The sequence below is a fragment of the Vreelandella nanhaiensis genome, from assembly GCF_003990185.1.
Classification (GTDB): domain Bacteria; phylum Pseudomonadota; class Gammaproteobacteria; order Pseudomonadales; family Halomonadaceae; genus Vreelandella; species Vreelandella nanhaiensis.
Map to the genome: position 1 here is coordinate 45,274 of NZ_RZHF01000022.1, position 22,445 is coordinate 67,718.

The 22,445-nt window shown below is 55.4% G+C and carries 18 protein-coding genes; 8 read left to right on the plus strand and 10 right to left on the minus strand.

Going from position 1 to position 22,445, the window contains the following annotated elements; all coding sequences use genetic code 11:
* Position 1: 1 nt before the first annotated feature.
* Positions 2 to 694, minus strand: a complete 693-nt coding sequence (pyrF, locus tag ELY38_RS14445) for an orotidine-5'-phosphate decarboxylase (RefSeq protein WP_127062948.1) — start codon at positions 692 to 694, stop codon at positions 2 to 4.
* 216 nt (positions 695 to 910) lie between these two features.
* Here pyrF and ELY38_RS14450 point away from each other — a divergent pair, with 216 nt between their 5' ends.
* Positions 911 to 1,189, plus strand: coding sequence for a ComEA family DNA-binding protein (locus ELY38_RS14450; protein ID WP_127062949.1), 279 nt, complete (start codon positions 911 to 913; stop codon positions 1,187 to 1,189).
* A gap of 88 nt (positions 1,190 to 1,277) precedes the next feature.
* Here ELY38_RS14450 and prpD read toward each other — a convergent pair whose 3' ends face one another.
* The 6 genes from prpD to ELY38_RS14480 all read right to left on the minus strand — a co-directional run bounded on the left by prpD (position 1,278) and on the right by ELY38_RS14480 (position 9,639).
* Complete coding sequence (prpD, locus tag ELY38_RS14455; RefSeq protein WP_127062950.1) at positions 1,278 to 2,774, minus strand: 2-methylcitrate dehydratase; 1,497 nt, start codon at positions 2,772 to 2,774, stop codon at positions 1,278 to 1,280.
* A 50-nt stretch (positions 2,775 to 2,824) separates the two neighbouring features.
* A complete protein-coding gene (gene prpF, locus ELY38_RS14460) occupies positions 2,825 to 4,051 on the minus strand; it encodes a 2-methylaconitate cis-trans isomerase PrpF (RefSeq protein WP_127062951.1) in 1,227 nt (408 codons plus the stop codon).
* A gap of 27 nt (positions 4,052 to 4,078) precedes the next feature.
* Positions 4,079 to 6,688 (minus strand): Fe/S-dependent 2-methylisocitrate dehydratase AcnD, encoded by a 2,610-nt coding sequence (gene acnD / locus ELY38_RS14465; RefSeq protein ID WP_127062952.1) that lies wholly within the window; start codon positions 6,686 to 6,688, stop codon positions 4,079 to 4,081.
* Between the two features lie 94 nt (positions 6,689 to 6,782).
* Positions 6,783 to 7,910 carry a bifunctional 2-methylcitrate synthase/citrate synthase gene (gene prpC, locus ELY38_RS14470; protein ID WP_127062953.1) on the minus strand — a complete coding sequence of 376 codons (1,128 nt, stop codon included), beginning with the start codon at positions 7,908 to 7,910 and terminating at the stop codon, positions 6,783 to 6,785.
* 62 nt (positions 7,911 to 7,972) lie between these two features.
* Positions 7,973 to 8,863, minus strand: a complete 891-nt coding sequence (gene prpB, locus ELY38_RS14475) for a methylisocitrate lyase (RefSeq protein ID WP_127062954.1) — start codon at positions 8,861 to 8,863, stop codon at positions 7,973 to 7,975.
* Between the two features lie 35 nt (positions 8,864 to 8,898).
* Positions 8,899 to 9,639, minus strand: a complete 741-nt coding sequence (locus ELY38_RS14480) for a GntR family transcriptional regulator (protein WP_127062955.1) — start codon at positions 9,637 to 9,639, stop codon at positions 8,899 to 8,901.
* Between the two features lie 233 nt (positions 9,640 to 9,872).
* Here ELY38_RS14480 and pabB point away from each other — a divergent pair, with 233 nt between their 5' ends.
* Positions 9,873 to 11,225, plus strand: a complete 1,353-nt coding sequence (gene pabB / locus ELY38_RS14485; RefSeq protein ID WP_127062956.1) for an aminodeoxychorismate synthase component I — start codon at positions 9,873 to 9,875, stop codon at positions 11,223 to 11,225.
* A gap of 117 nt (positions 11,226 to 11,342) precedes the next feature.
* A complete protein-coding gene (locus ELY38_RS14490) occupies positions 11,343 to 11,963 on the plus strand; it encodes a phosphoadenosine phosphosulfate reductase domain-containing protein (RefSeq protein WP_127062957.1) in 621 nt (206 codons plus the stop codon).
* A gap of 117 nt (positions 11,964 to 12,080) precedes the next feature.
* On the opposite strand, the gene cysB is transcribed toward ELY38_RS14490, so the two are convergent.
* A complete protein-coding gene (cysB, locus tag ELY38_RS14495; RefSeq protein WP_127062958.1) occupies positions 12,081 to 13,055 on the minus strand; it encodes an HTH-type transcriptional regulator CysB in 975 nt (324 codons plus the stop codon).
* Positions 13,056 to 13,373: 318 nt separating this feature from the next.
* Between cysB and trxA the strand changes: the two genes are divergently transcribed.
* Positions 13,374 to 13,697: a thioredoxin gene (gene trxA, locus ELY38_RS14500; RefSeq protein ID WP_016914369.1), complete on the plus strand. Its 324-nt coding sequence runs from the start codon at positions 13,374 to 13,376 to the stop codon at positions 13,695 to 13,697.
* 42 nt (positions 13,698 to 13,739) lie between these two features.
* On the opposite strand, the gene ELY38_RS14505 is transcribed toward trxA, so the two are convergent.
* Entirely contained in the window at positions 13,740 to 14,885 is a 1,146-nt protein-coding gene (locus tag ELY38_RS14505) for an AI-2E family transporter (protein WP_127062959.1), read from the minus strand.
* A gap of 181 nt (positions 14,886 to 15,066) precedes the next feature.
* Here ELY38_RS14505 and ELY38_RS14510 point away from each other — a divergent pair, with 181 nt between their 5' ends.
* Positions 15,067 to 15,885 (plus strand): SIMPL domain-containing protein, encoded by an 819-nt coding sequence (locus tag ELY38_RS14510; RefSeq protein ID WP_127062960.1) that lies wholly within the window; start codon positions 15,067 to 15,069, stop codon positions 15,883 to 15,885.
* Here the strand turns inward: ELY38_RS14510 and serS are convergent.
* Positions 15,830 to 17,107 carry a serine--tRNA ligase gene (gene serS / locus ELY38_RS14515; protein WP_127062961.1) on the minus strand — a complete coding sequence of 426 codons (1,278 nt, stop codon included), beginning with the start codon at positions 17,105 to 17,107 and terminating at the stop codon, positions 15,830 to 15,832. The genes ELY38_RS14510 and serS overlap by 56 nt on opposite strands.
* Before the next feature lie 202 nt (positions 17,108 to 17,309).
* Here serS and ELY38_RS14520 point away from each other — a divergent pair, with 202 nt between their 5' ends.
* The 3 genes from ELY38_RS14520 to ydiJ all read left to right on the plus strand — a co-directional run bounded on the left by ELY38_RS14520 (position 17,310) and on the right by ydiJ (position 22,432).
* Positions 17,310 to 18,566 carry a dicarboxylate/amino acid:cation symporter gene (locus tag ELY38_RS14520; protein WP_127062962.1) on the plus strand — a complete coding sequence of 419 codons (1,257 nt, stop codon included), beginning with the start codon at positions 17,310 to 17,312 and terminating at the stop codon, positions 18,564 to 18,566.
* Positions 18,567 to 18,656: 90 nt separating this feature from the next.
* Positions 18,657 to 19,238 (plus strand): DUF4202 domain-containing protein, encoded by a 582-nt coding sequence (locus ELY38_RS14525; RefSeq protein ID WP_127062963.1) that lies wholly within the window; start codon positions 18,657 to 18,659, stop codon positions 19,236 to 19,238.
* A gap of 89 nt (positions 19,239 to 19,327) precedes the next feature.
* The gene (gene ydiJ / locus ELY38_RS14530) at positions 19,328 to 22,432 is read left to right on the plus strand and encodes a D-2-hydroxyglutarate dehydrogenase YdiJ (protein WP_127062964.1); all 3,105 of its coding nucleotides are present in this window, start codon (positions 19,328 to 19,330) and stop codon (positions 22,430 to 22,432) included.
* Positions 22,433 to 22,445 lie beyond the last annotated feature (13 nt).

Genomic DNA, 22,445 nt, shown 5'->3' on the forward strand with positions numbered 1-22,445 from the left:
CTTACGCGAGTTCAGCCTCTATAGCAGTGAGTGCTTCCATGGGGTCCGCCGCCTGGGTAACCGGACGTCCAATCACCAGGTGTGTACTGCCTGCCTGTATAGCTTTACTGGGTGTCATGATACGCTGCTGATCGTTTACGGCGGCAAAGCTTGGGCGAATACCCGGCGTTACCTTTAAGAAACTGTCGCCACATATAGTTTTAAGGTGAGCGGCCTCCTGGGCAGAACAGACAACGCCCTGCAGGCCACTTTGCTGAGTCAGTCGCGCCAGACGCTCAACCTGTTCCGCCGGAGTACAGCTCAAGCCTACTTCCTGCAGGTCGCTCTCTTGCAGGCTGGTCAAAACGGTTACCGCAATAAGATGGGTGGCCAACCCGTTTTTTTCCAAACGCTCGGCGGCCGCCTCCATCATCTTGCGGCCACCACCCGCGTGCACATTCACCATCCACACACCCTGCTCAGCGGCCGCCTGAACGGCGCCCGCCACCGTATTCGGGATGTCGTGAAATTTAAGATCCAGAAACACTTCAAACCCGCGCCCATGCAAAGCTTCCAGCACGGCCGGGCCGCTGCGGGTGTAAAGCTCCTTGCCGACTTTCAAACGGCATCGAGCAGGATCAAGCTGGTCAGCCATGCAAAGGGCCGCGTCAAGGGACGGATAATCAAGCGCGATAATTAGCGGGGATTCAGACACAACACTACTCCATACTCATTTAAGCGCATTATAACAGTCTCGTACGGCTTGCTTGTAAGCGATTTGCCATGCACTGGTAGCTAAACGCTTACAAACTGTGTCGTATATCACTGACAACAATACGCAGGCGAACGCGTTAAGTTAACTGGGCGTGCCGTTAAGAATAATTCGGTAGTGCTACTTATCTTTAATATACAAGAAGGAATAGTTCACCTGATGAATATGACGCTAAAAAGCCTGATTGCCGCCCTGTTACTTAGCCTTAGCCTCTCATGTAACGTACTGGCACAGGAAGTAGCTCCCATCAACATCAATACCGCCGACGAGGAGCTCCTGGCTGAGCTGCCGGGGATTGGCCCAAGCCGGGCAGCGGCCATTATCGAAGAGCGGGACAGCAACGGTGAGTTTGAAAGTATTGATGATTTAACGCGGGTCAGCGGCATTGGCGCAGCCACCGTTGACCGCATGCGTGACCAGGTAGTGGTTGAAGATTAAGCGCCACTCTTACGTATTGCCCGGTGCGCTGTGTACTGCGCGCCGGGCAATAATTGTCTTGAATTGCCGTTTTCTCTGTTTAGATGCGTCAGATTACCCACAAGGCCATGAATTTATCTACCGGTGTTGTTTCGAGGACGCCTTGGTCGCTGCAAAGCTGCTCAATTTTCTGGCAGCGAGGAGCCGGAAAACGAGTGGCAAGATGGCGCTTAAACTTATCGACCAGTAGCGGAACACTCTCCTCACGCCGGCGACGATGCCCTAGCGGATACTCCACCGCCACCTTGTCAGTGGCCGTACCGTCGTCAAAAAACACCTGTACGGCATTGGCAATGGCGCGCCTGTCCGGGTCATAATACGCTGCTGAATAATGGCTGTCTTCTTCCACTACCATACGGTCTCGAAGCTGATCAATTAACGGGTTAGCGTTATGAAAGCTGTCTTCGTAATGCTCTGCCGTTAACGTACCCAGCATCAAAGGTATCGCGACCATATATTGAAGGCAGTGATCGCGATCAGCCGGGTTATTAAGCGGCCCGGTTTTGGAAATGATTCGAATGGCCGAGTCGTGCGTGGTAATGACAATACGCTTGATATCAGCTAGACGACCCTTTACCTGAGGGTGTAAATGCACCGCCGCTTCGCAGGCAGTTTGCGCATGAAACTCGGCCGGAAAAGCGACTTTAAACAAGATATTCTGCATTACGTACGAGCCAAGCTCACGCTGAAAGCTCAGCCGGCGTTCGGCATCAGGCTTCAGACTCAGATCCCGATTGGCATGACTGAAGAGTACATCGTAAAACCCCCACTGGGGAGCCGAAAGCGCACTGGGAATTCCCATTTCACCGCGCAAGGCAATATCAACCAAGCGAACGGCACGTGACGCGGCATCGCCAGCCGCCCAGCTTTTACGTGACCCTGCATTGGGAGCATGGCGGTAGGTGCGCAGGCTCTGGCCATCCACCCAGACATGAGAGAGTGCAGAAAGCAGTTGCTCGCGATTAGCGCCCATCATCCTGGCCACCACAGCCGTCGAAGCAACCTTTACCAGAATCACGTGATCAAGACCTACACGATTAAAACTGTTCTCAAGTGCCAGCACCCCTTGAATCTCATGAGCCATGACCATAGCAGTGAGCACATCTCGCATGACAAGCGGCGCTTCCCCTTGCGCAACCCGCCGTTGAGAAAGATGATCGGCCACGGCAAGTATCGCACCAAGATTATCAGAAGGGTGCCCCCACTCAGCGGCGAGCCAGGTATCGTTGTAATCAAGCCAGCGGATGATACAGCCGATATCCCACGCCGCCTTGACCGGATCAAGGCGCAGCGAAGTACCCGGCACCCGCGCGCCAAAAGGCACCACAGTACCTTCTACCAAGGGCCCCAGGTGCTTGGTGCACTCAGGAAAACGTAGCGCCAGCAGTCCGCAGCCGAGCGTATCCATCAGGCAGTAACGGGCGGTTGTTAACGCTTCTGCAGACTCCACCTGGTAATTCAAGACGTAGTCAGCAATGATCTGGAGCTCGGGGTCGTAATCTGGGCGTTCATTCATGTCGGATGTGACAGGCGCTTCAGCTGACATGATGCTCTCCTTGTGTATCTGCCTCTTCAGTATGGCCAGAAAAGGGTTTTCTAGAAACTATCGCCAGGTACACACACAACCCCTTGCATCAGTACCCGCGCGCTGCGGCTCATTATCGCCTTTTCAATATGCCACCGCCCTTCCACCAGATTGGCTTCCGCGCCCACTCGCAGGCTGCCGGAAGGGTGTCCAAATGTGACCGCGCTACGCTTCTCACCCCCGTGTTTTTCATCACCAGGCTTTTCACTACTCGCTGCCAGGTTGACAAGCGTCCCTTCAATGGCTGCCGCCGCTGCAATGGCTACCGCGGCGGTTCCCATCATGGCGTGATGCAGCTTGCCCATGGAGAGCGCGCGCACCAGTAGATCAATATCCGCGCCACACACCTTACGACCGCTAGACGCCGTATAATCAGCCGGTGGTGCCACAAAAGCCACCTTGGGCGTATGTTGACGGCTGGCAGCCTCGTCAATATGGCTGACCAGCCCCATCCGCATAGCACCATGAGCGCGAATGGCCTCAAACATAGCAAGCGCCTTGATGTCGCTATTGATGGCGTCCTGAAGCTCAGTGCCGATGTAGCCAATATCAGCGGCATTGACGAACACTGTGGGAATACCTGCATTGATCAGGGTAGCCCTGAGCTTGCCTACCCCCGGCACATCAAGCTCGTCAATGAGATTACCGGTCGGGAAAATTGCTCCCTCACCGTCGGCTGGGTCCATAAAGGCGACCGGAATCTCGGCTGCAGAAAAGGTGACGCCATCAAGCTCAAAGTCCCCGGTTTCCTGCACGTGCCCATTGACGATAGGCACCTGCGAAACGATGGTTTTTTGAATATTCACCTGCCAGATACGTACCTCGACCACACCATTTTTCGGGATGCGTGCCGGATCAACCAGGCCATTGGCAATCGCAAAAGGGCCAACCGCGGCAGAGAGATTGCCGCAGTTACCACTCCAGTCCACATAAGGCTTATCGATGGCGACCTGGCCAAACAGGTAGTCCACGTCATGCTCCGCTGAGACACTTTTTGACAGAATCACCGCCTTGCTGGTGCTTGAGGTCGCGCCTCCCATACCATCAATCTGCTTTTCATAAGGGTCAGGACTACCCATCATTCGCAGCAACAGCTGGTCTCGCACAGCGCCTGGCTGCTGGGCAGCTTCGGGCAGATCGCTGAGCTTAAAGAACACTCCCTTACTGGTACCGCCGCGCATATAGGTCGCCGGGATTTTTATTTGCGGCGCATGGATAGCTTGCGCTGTGTGGGTCATTCGGTTTACTCCAATAGACTGCGTGATCTAGGCTGCCGATGTTTCGAGGAAATCTTGAGCGAAGCGTTGCAGCACGCCGCCAGCCGTATAAATGGAGACTTCTTCGGCGGTATCCAGGCGGCACTTCATCACGACGCGCTCGCTGTCACCGTTTCGGCGGCGAATAACCAGAGTGAGCATTGCCCCAGGCGAAACGGCGCCTTCAACATCGTAGGTTTCGGTTCCATCCAGGCCTAACGTCATGCGTGTAGTACCCGGTTCAAACTCCAACGGCATCACGCCCATGCCAATCAAATTAGTGCGGTGAATACGCTCGAAGCCTTCAGCGGCAATCGCCTCCACGCCGGCCAATGCCACGCCTTTGGCTGCCCAGTCCCGAGACGAACCCTGGCCGTAATCGGCGCCGGCAATAATGATCAGCGGCTGTTTGCGTGCCATATAGGTTTCGATCGCCTCCCACATACGAGTCACTTCGCCTTCAGGTTCTATCCGTGCAAGCGACCCCTGCTTCACGACACCATCGGCGTCGCGGACCATTTCATTGAACAGCTTCGGGTTGGCAAACGTAGCGCGTTGCGCGGTGAGGTGATCGCCGCGGTGCGTCGCGTAGGAGTTGAAGTCCTCTTCCGGCAGGCCCATCTTGGCAAGATACTCGCCCGCTGCGCTGCTGCGCTGAATGGCGTTGGAAGGTGACAGATGGTCCGTTGTGATATTGTCCGGCAGAATGGCCAGCGGCCGCATGCCCTTGAGGGTGCGCTCCTTGGCCATCGTGCCCTCCCAGTACGGCGGGCGGCGGATATAGGTACTCTGTGGCCGCCAGTCATACAGCGGACTTACCTGGGTACGAGCGCTCTTGTCCAGATCAAACATGGGGATATAGGTCTGCCGGAACTGCTCGGGCGTTACCGACGCTTTGACAATCGCATCGATCTCTTCATCGTCAGGCCAGATGTCTTTCAGGGTAACCGGATTACCCGCTTGGTCGACCCCTAGAATGTCTTTCTCAATATCAAATCGAATAGTCCCTGCAATTGCATAGGCGACCACCAGCGGAGGTGACGCCAAAAAGGCCTGCTGGGCGTGAGGATGAATCCGGCCATCGAAATTGCGGTTACCGGAAAGCACGGCGGTAGCGTAGAGGTCGCGCTCAAGAATTTCCTGCTCAATTTTCGGATCCAGCGCACCGGACATCCCGTTGCAGGTCGTGCAGGCGTAAGCCACCACCCCAAAGCCGAGATGTTCAAGCTCGCTCATCAGCCCGGCTTCTTCCAGATACATCTTGACGGTTTTGGAACCCGGCGCTAGCGACGACTTTACCCAGGGTTTGCGGGTAAGCCCCAAGCGGTTCGCATTGCGTGCAATCAGCCCGGCAGCCACCATATTGCGCGGGTTGGACGTGTTGGTGCAGCTGGTGATGGCAGCAATAATCACCGCGCCATCGGGCATTTTACCCGCCTGCTCTTCAGCTCGAGCACCGTCCATGCCAACGGCGATTCCCCGTTCCGCAAGCTCCGAAGTAGGCAGGTGCGCATGGGGATTGGAAGGCCCGGCAAGAGTGCGGGTCACTGAAGAGAGATCAAAGGTCAGTACACGCTCGTAGTCCGCCTCAGCCAAGCTATCCGCCCACAAGCCGGTGTGCTTGGCGTAAGTTTCGACCAGTGCTACTTGGTCATCCTCACGTCCGGTGAGTTTCAGGTAATCAATGGTTTGGCCGTCGATATAGAACATCGCCGCCGTAGCGCCGTATTCGGGCGTCATGTTGGAAATGGTAGCCCGATCGCCGATAGTCAGCGCATCGGCCCCTTCGCCGTAAAACTCCAGATAGGCGCCTACAACGCGCTCTTTGCGCAGAAATTCGGTAATTGCCAGCACCATATCCGTGCCAGTAATGCCCGGCTGTAGCTTGCCAGTCAGCTCTACGCCAACGATATCCGGCAGGCGCATCATGGAAGCGCGACCCAGCATCACGCTTTCCGCCTCAAGCCCCCCCACGCCCACCGAGATCACGCCCAGAGCATCCACCATCGGCGTATGGCTATCGGTGCCCACACAGGTATCCGGGTAGGCAATGCCGTCGCGGTTTTGTACCACCGGTGACATCTTTTCCAGATTGATCTGGTGCATGATGCCGTTACCGGGCGGAATCACATCGACGTTCTCAAATGCCGTCTTGGTCCAGTTGATAAAGTGAAAGCGGTCATCGTTGCGTCGATCTTCAATGACACGGTTTTTCTCAAAGGCCCCCTCTTCAAAGCCTGGGTGCTCCACGGCCAGCGAGTGATCAACAATCAGCTGGGTAGGCACCACGGGGTTGACCTTTGCAGGGTCCCCCCCCTTTTCGGCAATCGCGTCACGCAGCCCAGCCAAATCGACCAGCGCGGTCTGGCCCAAAATGTCGTGGCACACAACGCGCGCCGGATACCAGGGAAAATCCAGGTCACTCCTGCGTTCAATGAGCTGCTTCAAGGCAGCAGTGAGCAGCTCAGGATCGCAGCGGCGTACCAGCTGTTCAGCCAGGACACGGGAGGTATAAGGTAGCCGTGCATAAGCACCGGGCTTTATATCCTCCACCGCTTCGCGAGCATCAAAGAACTCAAGCTCGGTGCCAGGCAGTGGTTTACGGTAGTGGGTATTCATAGCAGGCGCCTTCTATGTAATAACGCGTTGCAAGGCTATTACCAAGCGGAGGAAAGTAGCGGATACCGGCAGCCGTGGCTGCCGGGAAATTCTATTAGCTGCGTGCCTCAATCGGCACCCACTCGCTCTTCTCGGGACCAATGTAGTCCGCACTGGGACGGATGATGCGGTTGTTGGCACGCTGTTCAAACACATGGGCCGCCCAGCCGGTTAACCGCGACATGACGAAAATCGGCGTGAACAGCTTGGTGGGAATATCCATGAAGTGATACGCGCTTGCGTGGAAGAAATCCGCGTTGCAGAACAGCTTCTTCTCACGCCACATGACCTCTTCAACCCGCTCGGAAACCGGATAGAGCACACTGTCGCCGACATCCTCAGAGAGCTTTTTGGACCACTCTTTGATGATCTCGTTGCGTGGGTCAGACTCGCGATAAATGGCGTGTCCAAAGCCCATGATCTTATCCTTGCGCTCCAGCATGCCCATGATCTGGCTTTCCGCTTCTTCCGGCGATTTCCAATTCTCGATCATCGCCATGGCGGCTTCATTTGCGCCACCATGCAGCGGGCCGCGCAACGAGCCAATCGCTCCGGTCACACAGGAGTGCATATCCGAAAGCGTTGAAGCGCACACCCGCGCGGTAAAGGTGGAGGCGTTAAACTCATGTTCGGCGTAAAGAATCAGCGATACGTTCATTACCCGCGCATGCAGTTCAGATGCCGGCTCGCCGCGCAGCATATTGAGAAAGTGACCACCTACCGAGCTATCATCGGTTTCGGTATCGATACGCACGCCATCATGAGAGAAGCGGTACCAATAGCAGATAATTGAAGGCAAAACAGCCAACAAACGATCGGCAACATCCTGCTGCTGGTCAAAACTCTCCTCGGTTTCAAGATTACCCAGCATCGAGGTGCCTGTACGCATTACATCCATCGGATGCGCATCTTTCGGAATCTGCTCAAGCACGGTTTTCAACGCATCAGGCAGGCCTCGCAGGCTTTTCAGCTTGCTGATGTAGTGATCCAACTCGGCCTGGTTAGGCAGCTTGCCCTTTAACAGCAGGTAAGCGACCTCTTCAAACTTGGCTTTTTCAGCCAGCTCCTTGATATCAAAGCCACGGTAGGTCAGGCCGGAACCTGTTTTACCTACCGTACACAGCGCGGTGGAACCGGCGCTCTGGCCACGGAGTCCTGCACCTGCAACGGGTTTATCAGCCATGGTATTACTCCTTTCACTACTTTTATTTTTAGGTAGCTTTATTCATTAAGCGGACGTCTGGCTTACTGGTCGTCGCCTTTCTCAGCAAACAGCGCATCCAGCTTCTGCTCAAAGTCGTGGTAGTTCAAAAAGTCGTAGAGGTCATCACGGGTCTGCATTAGCGGCACCACATCTTTTTGGTGGCCGTTATTCAGAATGCTTTGATAAACCTGAAGCGCTGCGGCATTCATGGCGCGAAACGCTGAGAGCGGATACAGCACCATGCGGCAGCCGACATCGCCAAGCTCGGCTTGGGTAAACAGTGGGGTCGCGCCAAACTCGGTGATGTTGGCTAGAATCGGTGCGTTAACCCGCTCGGAAAAAGCCCGGTAATCATCCAATGTATGGACAGCTTCAGCAAAAATAGCGTCAGCGCCAGCGTCCACACAAGCATTGGCTCGCTCAATGGCCGCATCCAGGCCCTCTTTTTGAAACGCATCGGTGCGGGCAATCAAATAGAACTCGGGATCTATCCTGGCATCCACTGCCGCCTTGATGCGATCAACCATTTCCTGTTGGGAGACGATCGCCTTGTTGGGGCGATGGCCGCAGCGTTTCTGCGCGACCTGGTCTTCCATATGCACCGCAGCCACGCCTGCTCGCTGCATCTCTTTCACCGTACGGGCAATATTGAAGGCGCCGCCCCAGCCGGTATCAATATCCACCAGCAAAGGCAGTTCGGTCGCGCCGCAGATACGGTGGGCGTCTTCAACAACATCGTTCATCGTCGTCATACCCAGATCCGGCAAGCCGAACGAAGCGTTAGCGACCCCGCCCCCTGATAGATAAATGGCCTGATGTCCCACCCGCTCGGCCATTAGTGCGGTATACGCATTGATTGTGCCTAGAATGGGCAGCGGGCGGTTGGCTTCTAACGCGGCTCTGAAACGGGCACCCGGGCTTAATGATGACATGGTAATTGACTCCTGAACGATAATGACTGGCCGTTTTACTCGACCTGCGAGGAAGACTGCTGGGTGAGAATGGCCGCGTAGCGGTCTGCAACGTTGGCCCGGGAAGCACTGACATGGCGGCGCATCAAGAGCTCCGCCAACTCCGCATCACCCGCTTCAATGGCATCGACAATGCGATGGTGCTCAACAAAGGCGCGCTGTGGGCGCGTCCCGCTGGCACTGAACTGGGTGCGATAAAGGCGCACCAGGTAGTACAGGTCATTACACAAAAGGCTCATCAGCATCTTGTTGTGGCTGCCCTGAACGATCCGGTAGTGAAAGTCGAGATCACCTTCGCGCTGGTAATAAGCCTCTCCGCGTTTCAGATCAGCCTGACCTTCATGTAAGGCCAGTACATCTCGCAGGCCCTGAATTTCCTCGGCGGACATATGCTCGGCGGCAAGCCTGGCCGCCATGCTTTCTAACGCTTCACGTACATCAAACAGCTCTATCAATTCTTTCATCGAAAGCTTGACCACCCGAGCGCCCACATGAGGCACGCGCTCAATCAGCCGGTGAGACTCCAACCGGCGCATGGCCTCACGCAGCGGTCCACGGGAAATACCGTAGGTCTTGGAGAGCCCCGGCTCGGTAATCTTGCTACCCGGCGCCAATACGCCGCGTACAATATCGCTTTGCAGCTGATGAAATACGCGCTCGGCGAGCGTACGCACTTCAGGCGCCACCCTTTCAAGCGGCGAATCAGCGGAATAAGGTGAAGATTCGGGTAAGCTCATGGCAAATTGTCGACAATTAAAAAAGTAGTGAAACTTTAGCCCCGCGAGTTTGAACCGTCAACCCTGTTATACGGCGGTTTACTGTATCTTTCGTTGTAGGCAAAAAGTCTAGCTCTACAAACAATGTCAACAATCTTTCATGAAACGTGAGAAGTGCGTCAATTACGCTACTGGTGCCTCTGCTCAACGCCCTCTAAGATAAGCGGCCCTTTCACTGGCTAGGCGTTTGCTCCATGACCACGGCATTGTCGTTCTCTACTCTGCCCTACTCTTCTGACCCGCTAGATTTGTTTGCTACGCTTCGTCAACGCCCTGGCGCCGTACTGCTGGATAGCGGCCGCCCTGTCGCCAATGGCCGCTTTGATATTATGAGCAGCGACCCGTTGGCCATGCTTGAAGTAGACGCCGATGGCAAGCCCATGCTGAACTCCACGCAGCCCGATTTTCCGCCGTTGCCGCCAGGCGACACCTTTTCCCAGCAACAGTGGCTGCTTGAACAGCTCCCCCATCAGCACGTTGAGGATAGCACGCTTCCCTTTATGGGCGGCTTGATCGGCTATTGGGGCTATGATCTCGGCCGCCAACGCCTAACAGATACCCATCAGCCTGATGTCACTCAGCTCCCTCAGGCGCGCCTGGGTCTATATGACTGGTGCATCACCCTTGATCATGTGGCTGGCAAGGCATGGCTGGTAGCCACCGAGCAGCGCCGCGAGCAGGTTTTGAAGTGGCTTGCGACACCGACCAAACTCACGGCATTCAAACTGACCGAGGCGTTTGAAGGAGAGCTTGAGCGCCGCGATTATGCCGAGCGCTTTGCAGCCGTTCAGCGCTATATAAAAGCTGGCGATTGCTATCAGATCAACCTCGCCCAACGCTTTTCAGCAGCCTACGAAGGCGATGAATGGCAGGCTTATCTGCGCCTGCGAAAAGCCACGCCTACGCCCTTTTCAGGGTTCATGGCCTGGGGAGATCAGGCCGTACTGTCTGTTTCACCGGAACGTTTTATCCAAAGCCGCAATGGCGCGGTGGAAACACGCCCGATAAAAGGAACAAGACCCAGGGGAGCCACGTCAGAAAAAGACCGTGCCCTGGCCGACCAGCTCCTTAATAGCACCAAAGATCGCGCGGAAAACGTAATGATCGTTGATCTTCTGCGTAACGATCTGGGTCGCGTATGCCTGCCCGGAACGATTAATGTTCCCCAGCTCTGTCAGCTGGAAAGCTACCCTAACGTCCACCACCTGGTGAGCGTGGTACAAGGCCAGCTAGCCCCTGACACTTCACCATTGGCACTATTGGCAGCAGCATTTCCTGGCGGCTCTATCACCGGCGCACCTAAAATTCGCGCCATGCAGATCATCGCCGAGCTGGAACCCTGCCAGCGCAGCGTTTATTGCGGAAGTATGGGATATGTAGATGTACGCGGCAGCATGGATACCTCCATCACTATTCGCACCTTTGCGGCCAGTGCTGGCAAGCTGCATGTCTGGGGCGGTGGCGGGCTGGTGGCGGACTCAACGCTAGACGAAGAGTACATCGAGACACTGGATAAAATTCGCCATCTTATTAAGGCACTGGAATAAGCGAGATCACCCTTAAATCAAAAAGGAATATAAAAGCCAAACCAAACGGTATTGGGGCACTGCGGGTGCAGTTTGATAGCCTAGCCATATGGTTTATTAACATGACAAGGAGGCAACATGTCCTCATCACTTGATGAAATCAATCGCGACCTAGGCAATAACCCCCAGGCACTAGTCGAGTGGGCATTAACGCAGGGCGAGCGCCCCATTTGCACCACTAACTTCCGGCCCTTTGAAGCGGTTATTCTGCACATGGTGACCCAGGTGAAACCGGATATGCCGATTGTGTGGATGGATAGCGGCTACAACACCGAGGCGACCTATCAATTCGCCGATGAAGTGATCAAGCAACTTAACCTGAACATTGCAAGCTTTGTACCCCGGCGCACACGTGCCCACCGTGAAGCGCTGGAAGGTCTCATGCCCGGTATCGACGACCCGCGCCATGCGGCGTTTACCCAAGAGGTCAAGATTGAGCCCTTCGAGCGCGCCTTAAGCGAGATGCGCCCCGACATCTGGTTTACGGCACTGCGGGCGGAAGATACCCCCGAACGCGCTAAAATGCAGCCCGTTAGCCGTAATAGCGATGGCTTGGTGAAGGTGGCTCCGCTGCTTCACTGGAGCGCTAAGGACATGTACCAGTACCTGCAGGCGCATGGGCTGCCCAATAATTTCGACTACTTTGACCCCACCAAAGTAGAGGAAAAACGTGAATGCGGTCTGCATTTGCAGCACTAGGCATCGTTCGTTCGCGTTACCTTCATTTCCGGGCAATCTATTCTTGATCGTTTTATCGCCAGCTTGCTGCCTACACGGCTGGCGATAAGATGGGGCAACACCAGCTTGCTGGCTGAATCAATGATTAGGCAGTTCTACACCTTCAAAAAGAGCTTGCTCAAAGCGCGGGCCAGCGATCAGGGCTTCATCAACAAGGTCGCGCGTTAGATGCGGCGCAAACCGGGTCAGGAAGTCGTACATGTACCCGCGCATGAAGGTGCCCCGCCGGATCCCGATCTTGGTCGTTGAGCTTTCAAACAGATGGCTTGCATCCAGAGTAACCAGATCCTCATCCAGCACTGGATCAACCGCCATATGGGCAACGATCCCCACTCCCATTCCCAGACGTACGTAAGTTTTAATCACGTCAGCATCGGCGGCGGTCAGAACCACATTCGGCGTCAGGCCTTCTGCCTTGAATGCATCATCAAGCTGCGAGCGGCCGGTAAAACCGAACACGTATGTCACCAGCGGATGTTCCGCCAGGGCCGGCAGTGTCAAAGGCCCATCTAGCGCGGCTAACGGGTGGTCCTTGGGCACGAGCACACAGCGGTTCCAGCGATAGCAGGGTAACAGCACCAAATCCGTAAACAGCTCCAGCGACTCGGTCGCAATGGCAAAATCTGCCTGGCCATCGCTTACCATCTGGGCGATCTGCTTAGGCGTTCCCTGCTGCATGTGCAGGGCAACTTCCGGATACTTCAGGGTAAATTCACTAATAATAGGCGGTAGCGCATAGCGCGCCTGCGTATGCGTGGTGGCAATCGACAGGCTACCTCGCCGCTCATCGCTATGTTCTTGAGCCACCTGTTTGATATTTTCAGTGAGCTTGAGCACCTGACCGGCCAGTTCAATAATTGATTGGCCAGCAGGAGTGACTCGTGTCAGGTGTTTTCCGCTTCGCGCGAAAATTTCCACCCCCAGCTCGTCCTCCAGCAACCGTATCTGCTTTGAAATACCGGGCTGTGAGGTAAACAGACTTTGGGCGGTTGCCGACACATTCAGGTTATGTCGGTTAACTTCCCAAACATAGCGAAGTTGTTGTAGCTTCATATCGTCACCTCATCATCTATACTCATAGCAAGTTGGCGGTTCTCTCACGCCAACCTAGCTATTCTTCGCCTATTTCAAATCACTATTTAGCATAAAAAAATGCCTTGTAATTCACTTATATTATAAAAAAATAGCTCTTTTAGCATCTATTAATTCTTACTATCAACCAACAAATCGATCATCGGTATTTGCCAGCAAACGTCACGCCCGCTAACATCTGCCGACTTGGCGTAATAAAAGTACGCTAGTTAACGCGTAATGACCGTTGCTCCATTTGAGGCAACGAAACTGTAAGAGCAACGCAAACGGGAGAAGCAAATGGCTAATAATGTTGATGTCACTAACGCCAATTTTGAGCAAGAAGTCCTCAATGCCGAACAGCCTGTCCTGCTGAAGTTTTGGGCACCCTGGTGTGGCCCGTGTAAAGTCATGGCCCCTGTTGTTGATGAAGTAGCTGCCGAGCGAGGCGATAATCTGAAGGTGGTGAGTGTAAACGTGGATGACGCACCGGAAATTGCCGCTGAGCAAGGCGTACGCGGCGTACCTACCGTTATGCTGTTTAAGTCAGGCACCAAGGTCGCTTCACTGGTAGGCGCCCAATCCAAGTCTCAATTGACTCAGTTCATCGATCAAAACGCTTGATGAATATGACCACCGCCGGCAGGGCCGGCGGTGGTTGCCCGCCTAGTTATCCTCTTGCTTAAAACGCCCAGTCTGGTCTTCATTATTACGCTTCCATGGCGCACGCCCGGCATCTCGTTTGCTTAAATAGCGGCCAGTGCGGTGCTTTCCTGGGCCTAGAAAATGAGCGATCCAACGCGTTTGAGGATGGCTATCCAGCGCAATTTTGAGCGTCATTGTCAGCACCACTGATAGCAGCATCCCCGCAGCACCAAAAATCCAACCCCATACTACCAGGGATAAAAAGGCTACAAACGTGGAAAGTCCCAGCGCTTGCCCCATTACCCGCGGTTCAATCAGATTGCCCAGCACAAAGTTGATGACCAGATAGGCCGAGGCCAATAGCAGCGCCTGAAACACACCGCCGTCCTGAGCCACCAGCAACAGTAGCACAGGGGGAATAGCGGCCAGGGCCGAGCCGATATTGGGAATAAAGTTAAGCCCAAATGCCAGCACCCCCCAGAGCAGCGGAAAATCCACGCCCACAATAACGCATGAGAGCCAGATCAATACGCCGGTAGCCAGGCTGATGACCGTTTTAACAGCCAGGTAGCGTTTTAGAGTTAAACTGAATTCGCTAAATCGCTTTAAGCTGGGCGCCGGATTTTCCAGAGCACGCGAAACCTTCTGGCGAAAATTAAGCGTTTCAAACAGCATGAAGATAACCAGCAATCCCACAATGATGCTTTGCTTCACCAGATTGCCAAGCTCCCCCAGTAGCGTCGCCACCCAAGAAGAGCCCTCCTCATCCATTTCAAAGGCTGCGCTAAGCTCATCAGGGTCAACGGCAAAACCATGCATGGCCAGCGTATTGAGTAAATCCCAGTAGTATTCGTACAGCCGAGCCTGAATATCCGGTAATGCCGCCACAAAGGTACTGAAGCTATTAACCACCAGAACGCCGATCAGTGATAAAAAGACCAGTAAAAAAACCAATGTAAAAAGAGCTGATGCTCGCATGCTCAAGCCACAGCGATGCAGCCACTGCACGGGGGCCGTACAGACCACGGCGATAAACACCGCCAGCAAGAGAGGCACAAGAAGATCCGCGCCAGCCTTCATTCCCGCCACAATAACCACCAAGGCCGCGAGTGCCAAGGTAGAATTCAAGGGAAGACTTCGATAATCCTCATCCGACAGTTTTGTCATAGCCCCACCCTTTGCCAGTTATCCGTACATAATGGCTGCAATATACACATTGCACAAACCATGCAAGCAATAAGCAACTGTTTTACGGTGCCTCTTTGGTAATGAACTTTCCTTTACAGGGCTATTCCAAGCAACGTCTACACTGGTTAACGTACGTCTTTATTTACCAAGGAAATCCTCTATGAGCGCAACATCAGCACGTTTACCGCGTTTTCGTTATGGCATATTAAGCGGCGCTCTGTTGGCGCTTCTCAGCACTCCGCTTGCCTTTGCCGCCCCGCCAAGCCTGAGCGTTCAAGCCCAGTCCTGGGTGGAAGTCGAGCCTGATCAAGCCACACTGACCGCTCGTCTGTGGGAAAACACCCCGACGGTATCGTCGCTCGAAGACACCGACAGCCAAGCCTTGGGCGAGGCGCGCGAGCGTCTTGAAAGCCGTGCCAGCGAGCTCATGGAGGCCATCGAGGCGCTGGGTATCGAGCGCCGCGCCATCACGGCAGGCTCTTTAAATGTCTACCCGGATTACGTCCCGGCACCACGTAGCGAAAACGGCGATCAGGAAACCATGCAGCGCACTCGTCTCGAGCGCCCGTTCAGCGTCGAGCTGGCCGACATCGACCAGTTGCCGGAAGTATTGAACGCCCTTATCGGGGTCGGTGTGAATGCTCTGGATGGCGTGCAGTTTGATTTGCAGGACAGAGATGTCGCCACCGATGAAGCGTTGGTAAAAGCACTCGAGAAGGCACGCCGCAAGGCCGACCTGATGGCCAGCACGATGGACGTCGAGCTGGGCCATATTCAGCGTGTCGAAGAAACCCAGTCACCTATTTTCCAGCCCCGCATGATGGCCATGCGCGCTGAAAGCGATGCAGCCGTTAGCAGTGCACAGAGTGATTACAACCCCGGCACCATTCGTATTGATGCCGGGGTTAACGTCGAATGGACCCTTAAAGGGCCAGACGCTCCTGACCACCAAGATAGGGACGTAGCGGCGCAGGAATAACCACCGAGCCATCCGCCTGCTGGTGGTTTTCCATCACTGCCAGCAGGCAACGGCCTACGGCCAGCCCAGAACCGTTCAAGGTATGAAGAAGCTGCGGCTTCTTCAATTCCGGATGGCGGTAACGGGCCTGCATACGCCGCGCCTGGAAATCTTCACAGTTGGAGACAGAAGAAATTTCCCGGTAGGTATCCTGGCTGGGCAGCCAGACTTCCAGATCATAAGTTTTCGCCGCGCCAAAACCCATATCGCCCGTACACAGTGTGACTACACGGTATGGCAGCTCTAACGCTTGCAAGATTGCTTCGGCATGGCCACGCATCTCATCAAGCGCTGCATAGCTCTTCTCAGGTTCCACAATCTGAACCATTTCCACTTTGTCGAACTGGTGCTGGCGAATCATGCCGCGAGTATCGCGCCCGTGTGAACCCGCCTCACTACGAAAACAGGGCGTATGCGCGGTCAGCTTCATGGGCAGCGCGGCCAGGTCGACAATTTCATCGCGCACGAAGTTGGTTAGCGGTACTTCTGAGGTGGGAATCAGGTGATACTCACGTTCATCATTCAGCTTGAACAGGTCTTCGCCAAATTTCGGCAGCTGGCCAGTCCCCATCAGCGAATCGCGATTCACCATATAGGGGACATAACACTCTTCGTAGCCATGCTGTTCGGTTTGGGTATCCAGCATAAACTGCGCAAGTGCTCGGTGAAGACGGGCAATCGGCCCACGCATCACGGCAAAACGTGCGCCGGTGAGCTTGGTCGCAAGCTCAAAATCCAGGTAGCCTGACCGTTTGCCCAGATCAACGTGATCAAGCACTTCAAAATCAAACTCACGGGGTGTGCCCCAGCGGTGCAGTTCAACGTTGTCGTCTTCGCTTTTACCTTCCGGCACGCTCTCATGAGGCAGGTTAGGAATCCCGCTGATTGCGTCATCCCACGCTTGCTGCACCTCGGCCAGCTCACGTTTGGCGTTATCCAAGCGGTCGCCCAAGTCGCTAACGGTATCCAGCAGCGGCTGAATATCCTCTCCACTGGCTTTGGCCTTGCCAATGGCTTTGGAGCGCGAGTTACGCTCGCTCTGAAGTTGCTCGGTCTGCGTTTGCAAGTCACGGCGACGCGATTCCAGCGCCTGAAGCCCCTCTTTATCCAGTACAAAGCCGCGACGCGCCAGTTGTTGCGCTAGCGCGTCCAGATCACCGCGCAGCAGTTTCGGATCGAGCATGAGTTATTCCTTGGCCTGAATTCAGTTAAACACGGCGCCAAGCGCCAGTCTCAAAGGCGTCTATTGTAGGCAAAAGCGCGGCAAGGGGCCATGGGGTTAGCGCCACAGGCTTCTCCGCTGCCCCATCAAAAGGTGGTAAAGTGCGCGCCGAGTTGTAATCCAACGTCTCTTTCTTTCGATTAATCAGCATGACAAGGAGGATATGCCCGTGAGCACATCACAAGGCGCATTCGGATGGTGGCGTCGTATTGCGCTATGGAAAAAAATTCTTGCTGGCTTGGCGCTAGGCATACTAGCCGGGGCTTTATTGAGTGGAAATGCCAGCATATTCAAGCCGCTAGGCGATATCTTCATTAACGCCATCATGATGCTGATCGTGCCGCTGGTATTTTCAACACTGGTGGTGGGGATTACTTCCATGCGCGACCCGCAGAAGATGGGTCGCATAGGCGCGCGCACCATTGGTCTTTACCTGTTGACAACTGCATTTGCAATCAGCATTGGCCTGCTGCTCTCCACGTTGCTGCAACCTGGCGCCGGCGTTGACATAAGCTTTGACGGTAGTGTCAATGCAAACGAGGCGCCTACACTGGCGTCCATCTTGATTAATCTGGTGCCACGTAACCCGATTGATGCGCTCGCCAACGGCAATATCCTGCAGATTATCGTGTTCGCGATTGGCCTAGGCATTTCGCTTACTTTGGTAGGTGAGAAAGGCGAGCCGCTGGTCACCGTTTTCGACAGCTTTGCCGAAGCGATGTACAAGCTTACCGGCATCGTAATGGCATTTGCGCCCTTTGGGGTATTTGGCCTGATGGCGCATATTTCCGGCCAATACGGCCTGGAAATACTCCTGCCACTCGCCAAGCTGATTGGCGTGGTGTATCTCGCCTGCACGCTGCACGTACTGGTGGTTTACTCAGGCTTTATCAGCTTTTTGGGACGGCTTAACCCGATGCGTTATCTAAAGGGCAGCCTGGATGCCATGATGATCGCGTTCTCCTCCGCCTCATCGGCTGGTTCACTGCCGGTATCAATTCGCTGTGCACAGAAGAATCTGGGCGTTTCCGAAGGGGTATCGAGCTTTGTGTTGCCGGTCGGAGCTACCATTAATATGGATGGCACAGCGCTTTACCAAGGGGTGGTAGTGCTGTTTATCGCCCAAATGTTGGGCGTCGATTTGACGCTGGTCGACTACGGCATGATCGTGGCAACCGGCACGCTTGCCTCTATTGGAACCGCTGGCGTACCTGGCGCGGGGCTTATTATGCTGTCGATCGTCATGGCGCAGATTGGCCTGCCCCTGGAGGCCATCGCAGTCGTGGCAGGGATTGATCGAATTCTGGATATGGCGCGCACCAGCGTTAACGTGGCAGGCGATATCATGGTGACCACGCTGGTCGGCAAAAGCGAAGGTGAATTGAACCTGGATATTTATAACGCCGACAACAAGGTTTAATAGCTATCGCAAAATAGCGACAGCAAGAGCCAACATGCCCTGAAACAGCTCACGTTTCAGGGCATTTACGATCATAATGAGGAGCGCCCAATGACCAACCGCCTTGAACAGGTAATCAACGCACTCGACCACCTTCACGGCGAAGACCCGCAGCACGTTGATCTAGACGGTGAGCCGATCGCAGCAGAGCTTCTGTATGCCCAGCGCATGAGCACTTTGCTTGCCACGCTCAACCAGGCGCCTGGCGAGTGTCTGCAAATTGCCGTTCGCGCCCAGCACCTACAGCGCTGGCAGGTGCCTCGCGACGCGTATCCTGAAGGCCGTGTGGGCTACTTGACCTGGCGACGCGATCAGGGGATTCGTGCGGGGGATACCGTCGCCCAGCTAATGAACGAAGCAGGCTATTCTGCTGAAGATACCCAGCGGGTGGCCACGCTGATCAATAAGAAAGGCTTGGGCCGCGACCCGGACGTGCAGGCACTTGAAGACTGCGCCTGCCTGGTATTCCTGGAAAACTACTTTGCCGATTTCTCGCGCAAGGTCGAACACGACCATATGCTGCGGATTATTCAAAAAACCTGGCGCAAGATGTCACCTCAAGCCCACGAACTGGCGCTTACCTTACCGATGTCTGATGACTCTGCTGCCCTGGTTAAAGAAGCGCTAAGCTAAGCAACTGGGCGCAAGGTGCAGCTAAACAGGCGCTGAGGTAAAGTAGCGCTCTTTCTTTTGATGCCCCAGCAATAATGGCCTGAACGAATATGATTGCATCCCTGGACTCGCGTACCGCCCCCTTTGAATGCCTGGGCTCCCCTTATCTGCGATTTCTGGAAGCCTTGAAAGCACGCGGCTTCGAGGGCGAAATTGCCCCGGATTACGCTCAGCGTACGGTGCTGGCCACCGATAACTCGCTCTATCAGCGTTTGCCTCAGGCCGCCGTATTTCCTCGCCATGCAGAAGATCTGAAGCGTTTGGCCAAGCTGGCAGCCGAAACCCTTTACCGCGACGTGGTGTTAACCCCACGCGGCGGCGGCACCGGCACCAACGGCCAGTCGCTGACCGACGGGATCGTGGTGGATGTCTCGCGGCACATGAACCGAATTCTGGACATCGACGTTGAAAACCGCCGGGTACGGGTTCAGGCCGGGGTGGTTAAAGATCAACTCAACGCGGCGCTCAAACCTCACGGCCTCTTTTTTGCCCCTGAACTATCCACCTCCAACCGGGCCACGATTGGGGGAATGATTTCGACCGATGCCAGTGGCCAGGGCAGCTGCGCCTATGGCAAAACCCGTGACCACGTACTGGAACTGGATACCGTGCTATTGGGCGGTCAGCACCTGCATAGCCGCGCGTTAACATCAGACGAAGAGCAGGCAGCGCGACAGCAGAAAGGCTTACTTGGCCGAGTACATACGACAGCCGCCGACATTATCGACCACCAGCGTGAATTGATTGAGGCGACCTTTCCACCGCTGAACCGCTGTCTGACCGGTTACGATCTGGCCCACCTGCGCGATGAGGCGGGAAAACTTAACCTCAATAGTTTGCTGTGTGGATCGGAGGGCTCACTGGGTTTTCTTAACGAAGCCGTACTCAATGTGCTGCCAATTCCCAAACATGCCACGCTGGTCAATATACGCTACTCAAGCTTTATGGATGCCCTGCGCGATGCCAAGGCGCTGATGGCGAATGCTAAACCCATCTCGATTGAAACCATCGATGACACGGTGCTCACGCTTGCCATGGCAGATTTTGTCTGGGATGGCGTAGCGGACTTTTTCCCGAAGGGCGAAACGCCCATTCGCGGCATTAACCTGATCGAGTTCAACGATGACGACCCCGAGGTGCTGGCCGAACGGGTAGCCGCCTTTACCCATCACCTGGCGCAGGATACGACCGTCGCCCGGCTTGGCTATACTCTGGCAGAGGGGCGCGAGCAGATCACCAGCGTCTATGCCATGCGCAAGCGCTCGGTGGGTTTGCTGGGTAATGTGCAGGGCGAAAAACGCCCGCTGCCGTTTGTGGAAGATACCGCTGTCCCACCCGAGCACCTGGCCGACTTTATTGCCGAGTTCCGCGCGGCGCTGGATGCTCGCGGGCTCGCCTATGGCATGTTCGGCCATGTAGATGCTGGCGTTCTCCACGTGCGCCCCGCCCTAGATATGAAAGACCCTACCCAAGAAGCTTTGATACGGGAAATCTCCGACGAAGTGGCCGCGCTGACGCAAAAATATGGCGGCCTGTTATGGGGGGAGCATGGTAAGGGCGTGCGTTCCGAGTACGCGCCTAAATTCTTTGGTTCGCTGTACCCCAGCCTACAGCGAGTAAAAGCCGCTTTTGATCCGTACAACCAGCTCAACCCCGGCAAGATTGCGTCAGCAGCAGATAACGCTGAACTGATCGCCAAAGATAGCGATCCTGACCTACTCACCATCGATGGCGTGCCCATGCGCGGCCAGCTAGACCGCACCATTGATGAGCGTGCCTGGCAAGCCTATGACGCGGCGGTGTACTGCAACGGCAACGGCGCCTGTTATAACTACGATGTGGACGACCCTATGTGCCCCTCGTGGAAGGCGACCCGTGACCGCATTCACTCACCCAAGGGGCGCGCCAGCCTGATCCGCGAGTGGCTGCGTCTGCAGTCTCAGGCGGGGATCGACGTGGTAGAGGAATCTCGTAAAAAGAAAGCCGAGCGTACCTGGGGGTTCGTGAAAAGCTTCCCTCAGCGAGTTGCCAATACATTCAGCCGCCAGCAGCATCATGACTACTCTCATCAAGTGTATGAGGCCATGGCGGGTTGCCTGGCGTGTAAGTCCTGTGCCGGTCAATGTCCGATCAAGGTCAACGTGCCGCAGTTCCGCTCGCAGTTTCTCGAGGTCTACCACGGGCGCTACCTTCGCCCGCTGCGCGACTACGTGATTGGCGGCACTGAGTTCATGCTGCCGACCCTCGCCAAAGCGGCGCCGCTGTATAACGCGTTGATGGGCCAACGCTGGGTTGAACAGCTGATGCGCCGCACACTGGGCATGAGTGATTCGCCCCTGGTTTCCCGCGCCAGCGTGAAAAAGCAGCTGCGCGCCTGGGGCGTGGCCGAAGCTACGCCAACTTCGCTTGCCCTGCTTACTGAGGCGCAGCGCGCTCACAGCGTGATCATTGTTCAGGATGCCTTTACGACTCACTTTGAAGCCAAGCTGGTCATGGACATAGTAGAGCTGTTGTCACGCTTGAACCTGCGGGTCTTTGTCATGCCCTTTAGCGCCAACGGCAAACCGCTCCATGTACAGGGGTTCCTAGGAGCCTTTGAGCGCACGGCGGAAAAACAGGCTAAACGGCTGCGGGCGTTACAGGAGTTTGGAGTGCCTATGGTGGGCATCGACCCAGCCATGACGCTGGCCTACCGCCAGGAGTACGTAAAAGCACTGGGTGCAGAGAAGGTACCCGACGTGCTGATGCTGCAGGAGTGGTTGATAACCCGCACGGCAGCCCTACCGCCTGGCTTGCTGAAGTTGGTCGACCCCGGCTTCAGGTTGCTCTCTCACTGTACCGAAAAAACCAACGCGCCGGGCAGCCCCAAGGCGTGGCAACAGGTGTTTGCCGCCTTTGGGCTAACGCTTGAACTGGTGAATACCGGCTGTTGCGGCATGTCCGGTACCTACGGCCATGAAACCCGCAACGCCGAGACCTCCAAGACTATCTACGCCCAGTCCTGGCAGCCTCAGGTGGAAGCCGAAGAGAACGCGAACAGGCTGCTGGCTACCGGCTACTCCTGCCGTAGCCAGGTAAAGCGGTTTTCGGACCAGGCACTCCCCCACCCGTTGCAGGCACTGCTTGAAGTCCTGCGCAGTGCCGGCAGTCAGTAAGGGCCGTTTTAAA